Source organism: Photobacterium kagoshimensis (assembly GCF_050337045.1).
Classification (GTDB): Bacteria; Pseudomonadota; Gammaproteobacteria; order Enterobacterales; family Vibrionaceae; genus Photobacterium; species Photobacterium kagoshimensis.
In genome coordinates this window covers 86350-99733 of record NZ_JAKJSO010000012.1, presented here as the reverse complement: position 1 = coordinate 99733, position 13384 = coordinate 86350, and the positions used below count along the sequence as shown (strand labels likewise).

General features: G+C 46.8%; 15 protein-coding genes. 7 read left to right on the top strand and 8 right to left on the bottom strand.

Annotation, left to right across the window (positions count from 1 at the left end):
• Positions 1–6 precede the first annotated feature (6 nt).
• Positions 7–918: a D-2-hydroxyacid dehydrogenase gene (locus L4C35_RS09845; protein WP_428462705.1), complete on the bottom strand. Its 912-nt coding sequence runs from the start codon at positions 916–918 to the stop codon at positions 7–9.
• A gap of 130 nt (positions 919–1048) precedes the next feature.
• On the opposite strand from L4C35_RS09845, the gene L4C35_RS09840 reads away from it, so the two are divergent.
• Both L4C35_RS09840 and brnQ read left to right on the top strand, forming a co-directional pair.
• A complete protein-coding gene (locus L4C35_RS09840) occupies positions 1049–1636 on the top strand; it encodes a YjaG family protein (RefSeq protein WP_428462893.1) in 588 nt (195 codons plus the stop codon).
• Between the two features lie 577 nt (positions 1637–2213).
• Positions 2214–3530: a branched-chain amino acid transport system II carrier protein gene (brnQ, locus tag L4C35_RS09835; RefSeq protein ID WP_428462704.1), complete on the top strand. Its 1317-nt coding sequence runs from the start codon at positions 2214–2216 to the stop codon at positions 3528–3530.
• Between the two features lie 85 nt (positions 3531–3615).
• Here the strand turns inward: brnQ and L4C35_RS09830 are convergent, their stop codons facing one another.
• Positions 3616–4671: a CNNM domain-containing protein gene (locus L4C35_RS09830; protein ID WP_428462703.1), complete on the bottom strand. Its 1056-nt coding sequence runs from the start codon at positions 4669–4671 to the stop codon at positions 3616–3618.
• A gap of 225 nt (positions 4672–4896) precedes the next feature.
• Between L4C35_RS09830 and hupA the strand changes: the two genes are divergently transcribed.
• Together hupA and L4C35_RS09820 are read left to right on the top strand one after the other, a co-directional pair.
• Positions 4897–5169 carry a nucleoid-associated protein HU-alpha gene (gene hupA / locus L4C35_RS09825; protein WP_062690119.1) on the top strand — a complete coding sequence of 91 codons (273 nt, stop codon included), beginning with the start codon at positions 4897–4899 and terminating at the stop codon, positions 5167–5169.
• A 44-nt stretch (positions 5170–5213) separates the two neighbouring features.
• Positions 5214–5912, top strand: a complete 699-nt coding sequence (locus tag L4C35_RS09820) for a DUF1481 domain-containing protein (protein ID WP_428462702.1) — start codon at positions 5214–5216, stop codon at positions 5910–5912.
• A gap of 93 nt (positions 5913–6005) precedes the next feature.
• On the opposite strand, the gene purD is transcribed toward L4C35_RS09820, so the two are convergent.
• Both purD and purH read right to left on the bottom strand, forming a co-directional pair.
• On the bottom strand, positions 6006–7292 hold the full coding sequence (gene purD, locus L4C35_RS09815; RefSeq protein WP_428462701.1) for a phosphoribosylamine--glycine ligase: 1287 nt from the start codon (positions 7290–7292) through the stop codon (positions 6006–6008).
• 211 nt (positions 7293–7503) lie between these two features.
• Positions 7504–9096, bottom strand: a complete 1593-nt coding sequence (purH, locus tag L4C35_RS09810; RefSeq protein ID WP_428462700.1) for a bifunctional phosphoribosylaminoimidazolecarboxamide formyltransferase/IMP cyclohydrolase — start codon at positions 9094–9096, stop codon at positions 7504–7506.
• 223 nt (positions 9097–9319) lie between these two features.
• Here purH and zntR point away from each other — a divergent pair, with 223 nt between their 5' ends.
• Positions 9320–9784, top strand: a complete 465-nt coding sequence (zntR, locus tag L4C35_RS09805; protein WP_428462699.1) for a Zn(2+)-responsive transcriptional regulator — start codon at positions 9320–9322, stop codon at positions 9782–9784.
• Positions 9785–9789: 5 nt separating this feature from the next.
• Here zntR and L4C35_RS09800 read toward each other — a convergent pair whose 3' ends face one another.
• Positions 9790–9999 carry a hypothetical protein gene (locus L4C35_RS09800; protein ID WP_428462698.1) on the bottom strand — a complete coding sequence of 70 codons (210 nt, stop codon included), beginning with the start codon at positions 9997–9999 and terminating at the stop codon, positions 9790–9792.
• A gap of 161 nt (positions 10000–10160) precedes the next feature.
• On the opposite strand from L4C35_RS09800, the gene ppnP reads away from it, so the two are divergent.
• Both ppnP and L4C35_RS09790 read left to right on the top strand, forming a co-directional pair.
• The gene (gene ppnP, locus L4C35_RS09795) at positions 10161–10442 is read left to right on the top strand and encodes a pyrimidine/purine nucleoside phosphorylase (protein WP_428462697.1); all 282 of its coding nucleotides are present in this window, start codon (positions 10161–10163) and stop codon (positions 10440–10442) included.
• Positions 10443–10512: 70 nt separating this feature from the next.
• A complete protein-coding gene (locus L4C35_RS09790) occupies positions 10513–10821 on the top strand; it encodes an antibiotic biosynthesis monooxygenase family protein (RefSeq protein WP_428462696.1) in 309 nt (102 codons plus the stop codon).
• A gap of 72 nt (positions 10822–10893) precedes the next feature.
• On the opposite strand, the gene fis is transcribed toward L4C35_RS09790, so the two are convergent.
• The 3 genes from fis to prmA all read right to left on the bottom strand — a co-directional run bounded on the left by fis (position 10894) and on the right by prmA (position 13239).
• On the bottom strand, positions 10894–11190 hold the full coding sequence (gene fis, locus L4C35_RS09785) for a DNA-binding transcriptional regulator Fis (RefSeq protein ID WP_005372656.1): 297 nt from the start codon (positions 11188–11190) through the stop codon (positions 10894–10896).
• A gap of 23 nt (positions 11191–11213) precedes the next feature.
• Entirely contained in the window at positions 11214–12179 is a 966-nt protein-coding gene (dusB, locus tag L4C35_RS09780; RefSeq protein WP_261857547.1) for a tRNA dihydrouridine synthase DusB, read from the bottom strand.
• A gap of 175 nt (positions 12180–12354) precedes the next feature.
• On the bottom strand, positions 12355–13239 hold the full coding sequence (gene prmA / locus L4C35_RS09775) for a 50S ribosomal protein L11 methyltransferase (RefSeq protein ID WP_428462695.1): 885 nt from the start codon (positions 13237–13239) through the stop codon (positions 12355–12357).
• Between the last annotated feature and the right edge of the window lie 145 nt (positions 13240–13384).

The following is a 13384-nucleotide window of genomic DNA, read 5'->3' as shown; positions in this document are numbered from 1 at the left end:
CTTGTGTTAGTAGCCTTGTTGGAAGTCTACTGAGTATTGTAGCGCTTGTTGCTGACGGAAACGGTGGTAGTTTTCGCTAAAGATAGTCATAACTTGCTCGGGAAAACTTTCCGCTGCGATGTGTGGCGTAATCGTGATGTGTTCACTTGCCCAGAATGGATGTGCGGGTGGTAAAGGCTCTTGTTTAAAGACATCCAAGTACGCGTGGGTAATGTGGCCCTGTTTGATGGCGGTTAACAACCCATGCTCGCAGATGGCATTGCCGCGCCCTACATTAAATAGCAGTGCCTGCTTACACGCTTGTAGGCTGGTGGCATTGAGCAAATCATCGGTCTCTGTGGTCGCTGGTAAGGTTGAGACGATGACATCAGCCTGAGCCAAAGCATCACTGAGTGCATCATGAGAATAGCAGTGAGTAAAGGCAGGGTTATCATGATGACCTCGGCGGTTAACCCCAATAACGGTTAAACCGAATGCTTGGCTTGCTTGGGCTAAGTGCGCCCCAATCGAACCTGTTCCTAAGATAACCATTTTCAGATCAGTGAGTGAACGATAAGGCTGGGGTTGCCATATCTGTTGTTGGTCGAGCTGCTGATAATGACTGATATGGCGAAAACGGTCGATCAGAAAACCCAGCACATATTCACTGATCAGCTGACCAAAGTAGCCACGAACATTGGTTAAGCGATAATCTTGGCGCAACTGAGGTGCTGTTAGCGCATCAACCCCTGCAAAGGTGGATTGGAGCCATTGTAACTTTGGATAGTTATTAAGTTGATCCGCAATCCGTGGTGGATCCGCTAAAATGATAGTGGCTTGTTGAGGATCGTCGGTCACCGTTAAGTTTGGTAAGGCTGCATGATTGAGTAAATCGCGGTAAACCCGATGTTGACGTGAGACGATCATTACCTTGTGCATGCCATTTTCCTTTTGGGCTGATGATATATGGTGGGATTCTTATCGATCTTGCTGTTGAAGCCCGTAGTTAATTGTTCAGCTTGGTATTATCAAGTAGAATCCGTTGCAAACCACTATCGCAGATTATTCCATGCTAAAAAATCCAGTTCAGCTTCGTTTAGAGAAATTAGAACCGTGGCAACACCTTACTTTTATGGTGTCGTTATGTGAACGTATGTACCCCAATTATGTGCTGTTCTGTGAGGAAACGGAGTTTGCCGATGCTTATACCTACCGTATTATCCTTGATAGTATTTGGGAGATCCTAACGGTTAAATCAGCGAAGATTAATTTCGAGAAGCAGCTAGAAAAGCTTGAAGATATGGTGCCAAGCGCTGATGATTTCGATCTTTATGCGGTTAACCCAGCGATTGATGCCTGTGTTGCACTGGCCGATTTACTCCATGCGATGCTGGATCGTGATCTTATGCTGGAGACGATCAATAAGATCAGCTCGCTGTCGGCAGAAACTGTAGCTGATTTAGAAATGGCGCGTTCGGGTGAAGAGATCACCAACGAGAACCAAAAAGAAAATGAAGCGGTATGTGAAGAGTGGGATGTACAGTGGGCTATCTTCCGTGCGCTAAAAGATGCGGAAAAACGCGATATTGAATTAATCCGCAGCCTTCGCGAAGAATTACGTGATGAACCAGTAAGCAACATTGGTATCGCGCTATAGGCTTTATAAAAGCGCATCAATCCATTAAGGAGCCAAATGGCTCCTTTTTTGTGCGTATTGTTTGTCGTTTGTCCTATATATGAAGCTGCGACGTTTGTTGTTAACTTGTTAAGTTAATAGTTCTGGTTTTTAAATGAAAAAGCAGCTGAATATGCTAGTTAGTGGTTGTGGTGTAACCCAAACCACTTATTTAATTTTGGTGCTTGTTTGTCACCGCTGAGACGTTTATAACATTAGCCATCGAACGAAAAGAGGATGCACCTCTTTTTATGATTATGGATAGTCCCTGTTTAGGGTAGGAGTTACTGTGAATACATTTGTACGCACAATTTGTCAGAATATCGCACTGGTTGCGATGCCTGCGCTACTCCTCCTCTCTCTGAACCTGATTCGGAGCTGACAGGCTATACGCAATTTCTGTCAGCTTGAGAAAGTTGGCAGGAATAAGATCAATAATATCCCTCCTTACTAACTTTCCTCCAAGCTGATTTCATCTACACCTATATACCAATGCAAACACAGCCAATTAGGTCATCTTATTGATCAGGGCTTTGGTAATGAAACGCCGAGGATAACTATGTTAAGTGCACGCAATATCGCCGCTTTAGGCTTTATGACTTTCGCCATGTATTTGGGCGCAGGTAATCTAATCTTTCCTCCCTTCTTGGGCTATCAAGCGGGTGATCAGTTTCTAAGTGGCATGGTTGGCTTTTTGCTAACGGGCGTTGGTTTACCAGCATTGGCGCTAGTGATGGTCGCTGTAGTGAATGGTTCTGACAACCTAACTGCAGCTCTGCCTCGCCGTGTTGCAACTAGCTTCTGGGTGATGGTCTTTATTGTTATAGGACCTGCATTCATTATTCCTCGTGCTATTACGGTTGCTTATCAATTTACTTTTGCCCCTTTTGTCGGTGATGCCGCCCTTCCTTTTTTCTCTGCAGCTTTTTGTTTAGCGGCTATTTTATTTTCTTTGTACCCAGGCAAGCTGGTGGACTCGTTAGGTAAGTGGTTAACACCTGTCTTAATTGTGATGCTAACGACCTTGGGAGTTTTCGCCGTCGCTTTCCCTGGTGGTGATGTGACGACAACGGCGGAGGTGTACCAGCAGAACGCCTTAGCTGAGGGGTTAACCCAAGGCTACATGACCATGGATGCACTGGGCTCTATTGGTTTTGGTTGGGTTATTTTCCGTGCAATTCAAGGTATGGGAGTAACAGCACCAAAAGCGATTGCGAAATACACCTTTTACGCAGCAGCGATGTATGCCGTCGCGATGGCCTTGGTTTACATTGCATTAGCTTACATTGGGAGCACCAGCGCGGATTTAGGCGCAGACTTCTCAAATGGCGGTGAAATCTTAACGGCATTTACGACCTTACACTTTGGTGTCTACGGCACTTTGTTATTAGGCTCTGTAATGGTACTAGCGTGCCTAACGACCGCCATTGGTGTAACGACAGCGGGCAGTGAGTTTTACAGCCGTACATTCACCTCTGTATCGTATAAGGCGAGCGTATGGGCAACCATGATTGCGTCTGGCTTGGTAGCCAACGTTGGTTTGGATCAACTGTTAGCGATTACCTTACCTGTCGTTGTCGCCTTACACCCAATTGCCATTGTGTTGTTATTTATTGCGCCAGTGCGTAAGCGTTTAACCCAGGGTGCGGTGATGGCGACTGTGATCACAACAACGGCGTTTGGTTGCGTTGATGCACTGCATATTCTAGGCAAGATGCCTACGGGCTTAAATGACGTGTTAGAGCAATCCTTACCGCTTTATAACTTTTATGCCAGCTGGATCATGCCTGCTGTTGTGATGCTAGCGATGAGCTTGGTGTATTCGGTATCTAAAGTGAAAATGCGTTCTGCTGAGATGGTATCTGCTAACTCGTAAGTACCACTTATACGAAGCGCATAAAAAAGGGACCTTATGGTCCCTTTTACTATTAACTGAGAGGATTGCTGCTTATACGCGGCGTTTACTCATCATCTTTACTTTCAATCACTCCGTGCAGTTTTTTCCAGCGTTCCCAACGTTGAAAAGCCAGTTGCTGCATGTCGGTGTTGGTGTCGGCTTCATCGACAATCTCTTCACCCACTAAGCTTTCAAAGACGTCCTCAAGCGTTACCAGCCCTTGTACTGTGCCATATTCATCAACCACTAGCGCCAGCTGGGAGCGATCTTTCATTAAACGCTCAAATGCAATCGGTACGCTAGCGGTATTTAATACCACAGGGATTGGGCGCATTAATGCTCCGAGTTCTTGGCCACCACGGCCTGCTTGGCTTTCGGCAAACAGCTCTAGTCGGTGAACAAAGCCCAGAATATTATCTTTTTGCTCGCTATAAACCAGCGGACGAGAGAACGGGCTGTCTTTGTGTTCACTTAAGAAAGTATTAATAGTTTGCTCTGCTTCAACTCGAAACAGCACGGGACGCGGTGTCATTATTTTTGTGATACTGACATTACGAAACTCAAGTAAGTTTGCCAGTATTTTGGATTCACCTTCCGCTAGCTCGCCAGATTCACGAGCAAGCATTGCCATTGCCGATAACTCATCACGCAGCTTTGGTTGCTCATGACCGTGCGCTAAACGACGAGTGATTTGCTCTGATACCCATACAAATGGGGTTAATGCCCATACCATCCAACGTAATAACGTGGCAGACATAGGTGCCAGCTGACGCCAATACGTTGCACCGATGGTTTTCGGAATAATTTCTGAAAAAAGTAAAATAGCGAAGGTTAGGAAGGCTGAAAAAGCCCCTAGCCATTGGCTACCAAATACAATCGCAGCTTGTGCACCCGCAGTGGCTGCACCGACAGTATGCGCAATGGTATTCAAGGTTAAGATTGATGCGAGCGGGCGATCAATGTTGTCTTTTAAGGCGGCTAAACGAGGAGCTACCGGGTGGTTTTGTTGACGCAATGTGCCAATGTAACTTGGCGATATACTCAAAAGAACGGCTTCTAACACCGAACATATAAACGAAACACCAATCGCAACAGCGATGTAAATCGTAAGGAGTAACATGGTTACCTGCATTTTATTAATAGACTACGTTTATATTATTCGCCCTTGCGAGAAGTAGATACAATTATTTCACTTGTTAAATGCGTAACATTTTGTGAACTTGCGCTCAGTTTATGGTTAAAGAGTCTGCATCTAAGCAAATGATGGCTGACAAACCTTTGCCACAAAGGCTTCTTTTGAATTAGAGTTGTTGCGTCTGAAGAAAAACCTTAGAAGGGACACCAAATGAACAAGACCCAACTGATTGACCTGATCGCAGAAAAAGCGGATCTTTCTAAAGCTCAAGCTAAAGCTGCACTAGAGTCAACACTTGAGGGCATTACTGACGCGCTTAAAGATGGCGACCAAGTTCAACTTATTGGCTTTGGTACGTTCAAAGTGAACCACCGTGCAGCTCGCACTGGTCGTAACCCACAAACGGGTCAAGAGATTCAAATTGCAGCAGCAAATGTTCCTGCATTCGTTTCTGGTAAAGCACTGAAAGACGCAGTGAAATAATCTATACTCCGCCAGTATCCTTATTCTGGCGGAGTTTTTCTTTTATGAAGCGATCTTTTCTTTTTCTCCTCTCATCGTTTCTGCTTGCCGGTTGTGAATCAACCAATATTCCTGATAATCCCGTCACGCAAATTGAAACGCAGGTTGGTGGTCAAACACTTGGCGACACGACATCTGTCTATTGGTACACCCACCGCCAAAACCGCCCGATCGATCTCTCTGAACAAGTGTGGATGGGGGATTATGGTGATTACCAATCGGTTTATCGTTGGCGCGCGGGCAAACTGCGTGAAGTAAAGCGCGCAGGGCAGCAACTGCAAGGCGATACGGTTAAGCCTTTCTCATTGCATGTTCGCTATGACACCCAAGGCAAAGCAGTCTTCCAGCGTTATTTGGTTGACGATATTGTGTTGCCGTTATCTGATACCCAGCTCTATCGCTATACCGAACAAGCGGCGCGTGCCCTGAATACAATGAAAGCGCAAGACAAAGACGGTCAGCGGTTAATTCAAGGGCAGTGGCGCGATGGCACCTTAGTACGCTGTGACGATGGCAAGGCGCTGACAGTGACCTTTACGCCCGCATTGCCTGAACACTTGCAAAAACAGTTAGCTGAGCCTCTGGGAGGGCATTTTGTTGCTGTGGTAGGGAAAGTCCGTCGCAGCGAAGTCACGGCATCTGAATTGTTGTTGCTACAAAAAGGTGGCCGTTGTTTAGTGTCGCCTGCGATTGCAGATGAATAGCGAGCGATCGCCTCTACATTGAAGATAATAAAAAACGCGCTCTAGGCGCGTTTTTTGATGTTAAGCCAATCGCTCATTAAGCAATGCGAACCATTAGCTATTTTCGCGCTCAATCGCACGGTAACCGATGTCGTTACGATGGAACATGCCGTTCCAGCTTACTTGTTTGGTGAGTGCGTAAGCACGCTCCTGAGCCTCAGAAACGCTGTTACCGAGTGCAGTAGCACAAAGCACACGACCACCGTTAGTCACCACATCTCCTGCTGCGTTATTAGTTGTGCCTGCATGGAAGACTTTTTGGCCTTCAGCTTCTGCTGTTGGCAACGAAATCACATCACCCTTGGCGTAATCAGCAGGGTAACCACCGGCTGCGAGTACCACACCAATCGATGCACGTGGATCCCACTTAGATTCTGCTTGGTCTAGCTTCTCATCGATCGCCATTAGGCAAAGCTCAACAAGATCCGATTCCATACGCATCATGATAGGTTGGGTTTCTGGATCGCCGAAGCGGCAGTTGTATTCGATAACCTTAGGTGTGCCGTCAGCATCGATCATTAGACCGGCATAAAGGAAACCCGTGTATGGTGCACCTTCTGCATCCATACCACGTACTGTGGGGTAGATAACTTCCTCAAGAATACGGTTGTGGATTTCTGGTGTCACCACAGGTGCTGGTGAATAAGCTCCCATCCCGCCAGTGTTTGGGCCTGTATCTTTGTCGCCAACACGTTTGTGATCTTGGCTGGTGGCCATCGGTAGCACGCTCGCGCCATCAACCATCACGATGAAGCTTGCTTCTTCGCCTTCTAGGAATTCTTCGATAACCACGCGGCTACCGGCTTCCCCAAAGGCATTACCCGCAAGCATGTCTTTGATTGCATCTTCTGCTTCAGTTAGGGTCATCGCAACGATAACACCTTTACCTGCGGCAAGGCCGTCAGCTTTAACTACAATCGGGGCGCCTTGTTCACGCACGTACGCCAACGCTGGTTCAATTTCGGTGAAATTCGCGTAAGAGCCCGTAGGGATTTTGTGGCGGGCAAGGAAATCTTTGGTGAATGCTTTAGATCCTTCAAGCTGAGCCGCTGCTTGAGTTGGGCCAAAAATTGGCAGACCCGCTTCACGGAAGGCATCAACCACACCAATTACTAAAGGTGCTTCAGGACCAACAATCGTGAGTTCAATGGCTTTTTCTTTGGCAAATGTAACCAATGCCTCAATGTCTTCAACACCAATCGCCACATTTTCTAGCTTAGGTTCAAGCGCTGTACCTGCATTGCCTGGTGCAACAAATACGGTCTCAACATTTGGGTTTTGAGCGGCTTTCCAGCCTAAAGCGTGTTCACGACCGCCAGCACCAATAATCAATACATTCATCATTTTACCTTTGATAGCTTCGCCACAAAGCCAATTTCAGTGTCACGCATGCTCACTTATGTCCATAAGCTCCGCGTGCGTTCCTTGAACTAGGCTCTATGGCTTTGCTCTAAAATTAAAAATTTTTAAGCTTTGTTATAGAGCTGACTCTACAACAGTCTGGGTTCTTAAAATCGAATAAGGCTCCGGGTTTCCCCAGAGCCTGTACTGATTAGTGGCGGAAGTGGCGCATACCTGTAAACACCATCGCCATGCCGTGTTCGTCGGCAGCGGCAATCACTTCGTCATCACGCATTGAGCCACCAGGCTGAATTACACAAGTGATCCCTGCTTCTGCGGCTGCATCAATACCATCGCGGAATGGGAAGAAAGCATCGGATGCCATCACGCTACCTGCAACTTCTAGGTTTTCATCGGCAGCTTTGATGCCTGCGATTTTCGCAGAGTAAACACGGCTCATTTGGCCTGCACCGACACCGATAGTCATGTTGCCTTTTGCGTACACAATCGCGTTTGATTTCACGTATTTTGCGACTTTCCAACAAAACAGTGCATCACGCAGCTCGTCAGCACTTGGGGTACGCTTAGAGACTACTTTAAGGTCATCTTCATTAACCATGCCTTGATCACGGTCTTGTACCAGCAAGCCGCCATTCACGCGCTTAACATCGAAGCCGGTTGTTTTTGTAGACCACTCGCCACACTCAAGTAGGCGTAGGTTTTTCTTGGCTGCAATAATGTCAATTGCTTCAGTAGACACAGAAGGGGCAATGATGACTTCAACGAATTGACGCTCAGTGATAGCGGTTGCTGTTGCCGCGTCTAGTTCACGGTTGAATGCGATAATGCCGCCAAATGCTGACGTAGGGTCAGTTTTGTACGCGCGGTCGTACGCTTCAAGAATGTTATCACCCAGTGCCACACCACAAGGGTTAGCATGTTTTACAATCACACAAGCTGGCAGGTCGAATTCTTTCACACACTCAAGTGCCGCATCAGTATCGGCGATATTGTTGTATGAAAGCGCTTTACCTTGGATTTGACGTGCAGTTGAAACTGATGCTTCTTCTGGGTTCGCTTCAACATAGAAAGCCGCTGCTTGGTGACTGTTTTCACCGTAGCGCATGTCTTGTTTTTTCTCGAACTGTTGGTTGAAGGTGCGAGGGAATTTTGATGCCTCGTCACCTTCTTTATTGTCGCCGTACGATGGCACCATAGTACCGAAGTAGTTAGCGATCATACCGTCGTAAGCTGCAGTGTGCTCGAATGCCGCGATAGCCAGATCAAAGCGTGTAGTTAGCGTTAACGACTTCTCGTGTGCGTCCATTTCAGTGATCACTCGCTCATAGTCGTGGGCATTCACCACGATCGCCACATCTTTGTGGTTTTTCGCCGCTGAGCGAACCATCGTTGGGCCACCGATATCGATGTTCTCAACCGCATCTGCTAGCGTACAGCCTGCTTTTGCAACGGTTTCTGCGAATGGGTACAGGTTTACCACTACCATATCGATAGGGTTGATACCGTGTTGTGCCATCACGGCATCATCTTGGCCACGACGGCCTAAAACGCCACCATGTACTTTAGGGTGAAGGGTTTTAACACGGCCATCCATCATTTCAGGGAAACCTGTGTAATCAGAAACTTCAGTAACTTTGATACCTTGTTCAGCAAGTAGGCGAGCAGTACCGCCAGTTGATAAGATATCAACACCACGGTTGGCTAGCGCTTGTGCGAATTCTACAATACCAGTTTTGTCTGATACGCTAATTAGCGCACGGCGGATAGGACGAGCGTTTTCCATTGCAAGCATCTCTTTCAATACACGGGGATAGGATATTTTCCAAAACTAAGCTGAATAAAGACATAGTTTGGTTTTGGGAAATATCCTCGGCTAAAATCGCGTAGTGCCGAGTCATTTAATGGCGTGATAGGTTGATGGCGCATATTTTACATGATTTTACCTGTTGCGCAAACGTTTGCCTTGCGGTGCCATGGATACTTTAGTGTAGAGAAGGAGAAGAGAGATGTATTTAATTGGTCAGCTGGCGAAGCGTTCAGGGGTAAGTAGCGATACCTTAAGGTTTTATGAAAAGAATGGCTTGCTTCAGCCTGCTGGGCGCAGTGACAGTGGTTATCGGCTTTATAGCGAAGAAAATTTATCGCGGGTCAAGTTTATTATGCGTTCTAAAGCTGTTGGGCTCAGCCTAGATGAGATTCGCGAACTGCTCGATATTCGGTTAGAAGCCAGTCAGCATAGCTGTGCTGAAGTCAAAGCGATCACCCAAGCCAAGCTGGACGAGGTCGATACAAAAATCGCTGAGCTGAATCGTATTCGAGTAGCGTTGAAGAAAATTAATGATGCCTGTTGTGGCCATGATGATGACAATGCGAGCCACTGCTCTATCTTAGAGGCATTAGGCGATCATCAAGAGCGAGCAACAAAAGCCCCGACAGACGTTTGCTGTGCAGGGCAGTGTCGCAAGAAATAGGTGGATTAGCCTTCTTCAGAGGACGTGGCTTCTTTTGCGTTGTCGATAGCATCTTTAGTGGTATCACGGAAAAAATGCCCCGTAGCCTTGGTTGCATCACGGGTGGCATGGCCAATATCGCGGAAGCCTTCTTTAATGCCTTGTTTTTCTTGTGCAGAACAACCCATTAAAACTAGGCTGCTGAGGGCGGCAGCCATCAGGATTGCTTTTTTCATAGTCGTTTATCCAATTCACGAGTGACAAGTGCTCATAGTGTATCGAAATATTGCGATTAAAAAACCCTTAGATTGTTGACTGCTTTCCTGCACTCTTGCTAGTGAAAGCCAAATAACTGTGGTAATTTCAAGGGAATGAATTGCTGTGAATAGGGATTATCATGCTAAAAAATAACGAATATTTTGATGGTCAGGTGAAATCGATTGGGTTCGAAACCCAAGGCGATCATTGCAGTGTTGGTGTGATGGTAGCGGGTGAATATAAGTTTGGCACCGCCGCACCAGAAAAAATGACCGTGGTGAAAGGTGCGCTCACCGTAAAGTTGCCCGGCCATGTTGAATGGGAAACATACCATGCGGGCGATAGCTTTGAAGTGCCGGGTGATTCGGCCTTCGAGGTCAAGGTGGCTGAACCCACCGCCTATTTATGTGATTATTTATAAATGAAGAGCTTCGCGTTGGCGGAGCTTTTTTTTGCCTGAAATTTGAGACAACGACACTTAGGAGTAAACAATGATATTGGACGTCGCGTTATTGGACGTAAAGCAGGGACAGCAAGCCGCGTTTGAAATGGCCTTTGCTGAGGCTCAGGACATCATCAGTGAAATGAGTGGTTACCTTTCGCACCAACTGCAAAAGTGTATCGAGAAAGACAATCGTTACGTGTTGTTAGTGAATTGGGAAACATTGGCGGATCACCAAGTGGGATTCCGTCAATCGGCTGAATATCAACAATGGCGTGATTTACTTCATCATTTCTACTTAAATTTCCCCGAGGTTGAACACTTTACTGCCTTGTATCCAAATGACGCTGGATCGTAACGTTAGTAGCTAAAATGCAAAAAGCCCCGCTCGTTGAGCAGGGCCTTTTGAAAAAACAGCAAAACTATTGGATTAGTTCATGCCATATTTTTTTAGCTTCTTGCGAAGAGTACCACGGTTGATACCCATCATGGTTGCTGCACGCGTTTGGTTACCGCGCGTGTACTGCATGATAGTGTCTAGTAGTGGTTGCTCAACTTCAGCAAGTACTAGCTCGTACAGATCATCGACTTCTTGACCATTTAGTTGAGCAAGGTAGTTTTTAAGTGATGCTTTCACAGAGTCACGTAGTGGTTTCTGTGTGATTTGGTCTTGTGAAGTTACAGTTGTTACTGTTAGTGCTTCGGAAGTCAGATTTTGTTCGAACATAATTCTGTAAGCTCTTCTAATATTTATGCAACGTTTTCGAAGTAGCCTTGCAGCGCATCGATTTGCTGTTGGGCATCCTCGATAGCGTTGAAGGTCCGGCGAAAATCGCCTGCTGGTGCATGCTCTTTTAAGTACCAAGACACGTGTTTACGTGCAATGCGCAACCCTAAGTACTCACCGTAGAAACGGTGGAGTTCTTGAACATGGCCCAACATGATTTCACTTACTTCTGCCATTGCTGGGGAAGGTAAGTGTTCACCGGTTGTTAAGTAATGATGGATCTCGCGAAAAATCCACGGACGCCCTTGTGCAGGACGGCCAATCATCAAAGCATCGGCACCCGTATAGTCGAGTACAAAGCGAGCTTTTTCTGGTGAATCGATATCACCGTTAGCGATCACGGGAATAGACACCGCTTGTTTCGCTGCTCTGATGTATTCATATTCTGCCTCGCCTTTGTACATGCAGGTTTTTGTCCGACCGTGAAGGGCCAGTGCCTGAATGCCGCATTGCTCAGCCATTTTTGCGATATCGACACAGTTACGGTTTTCCAGATCCCAACCTGTACGCGTTTTCAGCGTGACAGGGACATCGACGGCATCGACCACGGTACGAAGAATATCTTCGATAATCGCGGGGTACTGTAACAGGGCAGAGCCTGCCAGCTTCTTGTTGACCTTTTTTGCTGGGCAACCCATGTTGATATCGATGATTTGCGCACCGTTTTCAACACTGAACTGCGCAGCTTCGGCCATCAATTTTGGATCAGCGCCAGCGATTTGCACTGAACGGATCCCCGATTCGCCTTCGTGAACCATACGGTTCTGGGATTTAGCCGTTTTCCAGAGATCTGGATTGGATGACATCATTTCACTGACTGCCATTCCCGCACCGTAACGGAGACATAGCTCACGAAACGGACGATCGGTCACACCCGCCATTGGCGCGACAATTAACTGGTTTTTAAGTTGATAAGGACCGATCTGCAAAACGTCTACACCTGACTGTGCCAGTAAGGGCGCGCATTTTACGCATTTTTTCGCTGTCTGAAAAGACCAATAATTGAGCATTTAAGTTTTGATTTTCAAAACTGTATGATTTTCAATCGATTGGCTGTTTTTCAGGCAAGCACGCCCAACATTTAATTTTATCGAATGGCGTAAATTACGCTTTTCGACCTGAAATACGACACCAATCTTCACGCACTGCCAGAGGGTCTAGTGCGATTTCATCGCTGTAGTAGGTTGCAACATCTTCCGCTTGGGTCTCTAGGACACCTGAAATGGCCAAGTCACCGCCGTCTTTCACTAGGCTCTTAATCACTGGCGATAGCTCGCGTAATGGCCCTGCAAGGATGTTAGCAACCACGACATCAGCTTGAATGCCTTCAGGTTGGTCTTGAGGAAGGAATAGCTCTAATTGCGCTGATACGCCGTTACGTTCAGCGTTATCGCGCGAGGCTAAAATGGCTTGTGGATCGATGTCGATACCGATCACTTTCTTAGCACCTAGCTTGATGGCAGCAATCGCAAGGATACCTGAACCACAACCAAAATCGATCACCGTTTTATCTGTTAGGTCTTGGCCATCTAACCACTCAAGACACAGTGATGTGGTTGGGTGAGTACCAGTACCGAAGGCTAAACCTGGGTCAAGTAGTACGTTGACGGCTTCAGGTTCTGGCGCTTCACGCCAGCTTGGGCAAATCCATAGGCGGCGACCGAAACGCATTGGGTGGAAGTTTTCCATCCACTCACGCTCCCAGTCTTTGTCTTCTAACTGCTCGATCTTATGGGCAAAATCGTCTGCAATCAGTGGGCTGTTGCTCAACATTGTCAGCACGAATTCCATGTCGGCTTCAGCATCGTATAAACCGATTACATCCGTATCACCCCAAAGGCGTGTTTCGCCCGGTAGTGGCTCGAATACTGGCGTATCTTGTGCATCAAGAAAGGTAACAGACAGAGCGCCAGTTTCTTCCATTAGCATATCGCCAATCGCTTCAGCATTTTCAGCAGTTGCGTTCAGTTTGATTTGAATCCAAGGCATGGTGTATCCGCTTTTGTGTTGACTAAAATTGAGGGAGCGAAGTCTAGCATGATTTTTCGACAATCCACACTGGTTGCGTGGTGAATAATTATTATCAAGGCGTCATAACAACGGGGACTCGCGGTTGTTAGGGATATTATAGATA

Coding starts and splice junctions, on each gene's coding strand:
- L4C35_RS09845 (WP_428462705.1), bottom strand. CDS start 918: ATGCACAAGGTAATGATCGTCTCACGTCAACATCGGGTTTACCGCGAT.
- L4C35_RS09840 (WP_428462893.1), top strand. CDS start 1,049: ATGCTAAAAAATCCAGTTCAGCTTCGTTTAGAGAAATTAGAACCGTGG.
- brnQ (WP_428462704.1), top strand. CDS start 2,214: ATGTTAAGTGCACGCAATATCGCCGCTTTAGGCTTTATGACTTTCGCC.
- L4C35_RS09830 (WP_428462703.1), bottom strand. CDS start 4,671: ATGTTACTCCTTACGATTTACATCGCTGTTGCGATTGGTGTTTCGTTT.
- hupA (WP_062690119.1), top strand. CDS start 4,897: ATGAACAAGACCCAACTGATTGACCTGATCGCAGAAAAAGCGGATCTT.
- L4C35_RS09820 (WP_428462702.1), top strand. CDS start 5,214: ATGAAGCGATCTTTTCTTTTTCTCCTCTCATCGTTTCTGCTTGCCGGT.
- purD (WP_428462701.1), bottom strand. CDS start 7,292: ATGAATGTATTGATTATTGGTGCTGGCGGTCGTGAACACGCTTTAGGC.
- purH (WP_428462700.1), bottom strand. CDS start 9,096: ATGGAAAACGCTCGTCCTATCCGCCGTGCGCTAATTAGCGTATCAGAC.
- zntR (WP_428462699.1), top strand. CDS start 9,320: ATGTATTTAATTGGTCAGCTGGCGAAGCGTTCAGGGGTAAGTAGCGAT.
- L4C35_RS09800 (WP_428462698.1), bottom strand. CDS start 9,999: ATGAAAAAAGCAATCCTGATGGCTGCCGCCCTCAGCAGCCTAGTTTTA.
- ppnP (WP_428462697.1), top strand. CDS start 10,161: ATGCTAAAAAATAACGAATATTTTGATGGTCAGGTGAAATCGATTGGG.
- L4C35_RS09790 (WP_428462696.1), top strand. CDS start 10,513: ATGATATTGGACGTCGCGTTATTGGACGTAAAGCAGGGACAGCAAGCC.
- fis (WP_005372656.1), bottom strand. CDS start 11,190: ATGTTCGAACAAAATCTGACTTCCGAAGCACTAACAGTAACAACTGTA.
- prmA (WP_428462695.1), bottom strand. CDS start 13,239: ATGCCTTGGATTCAAATCAAACTGAACGCAACTGCTGAAAATGCTGAA.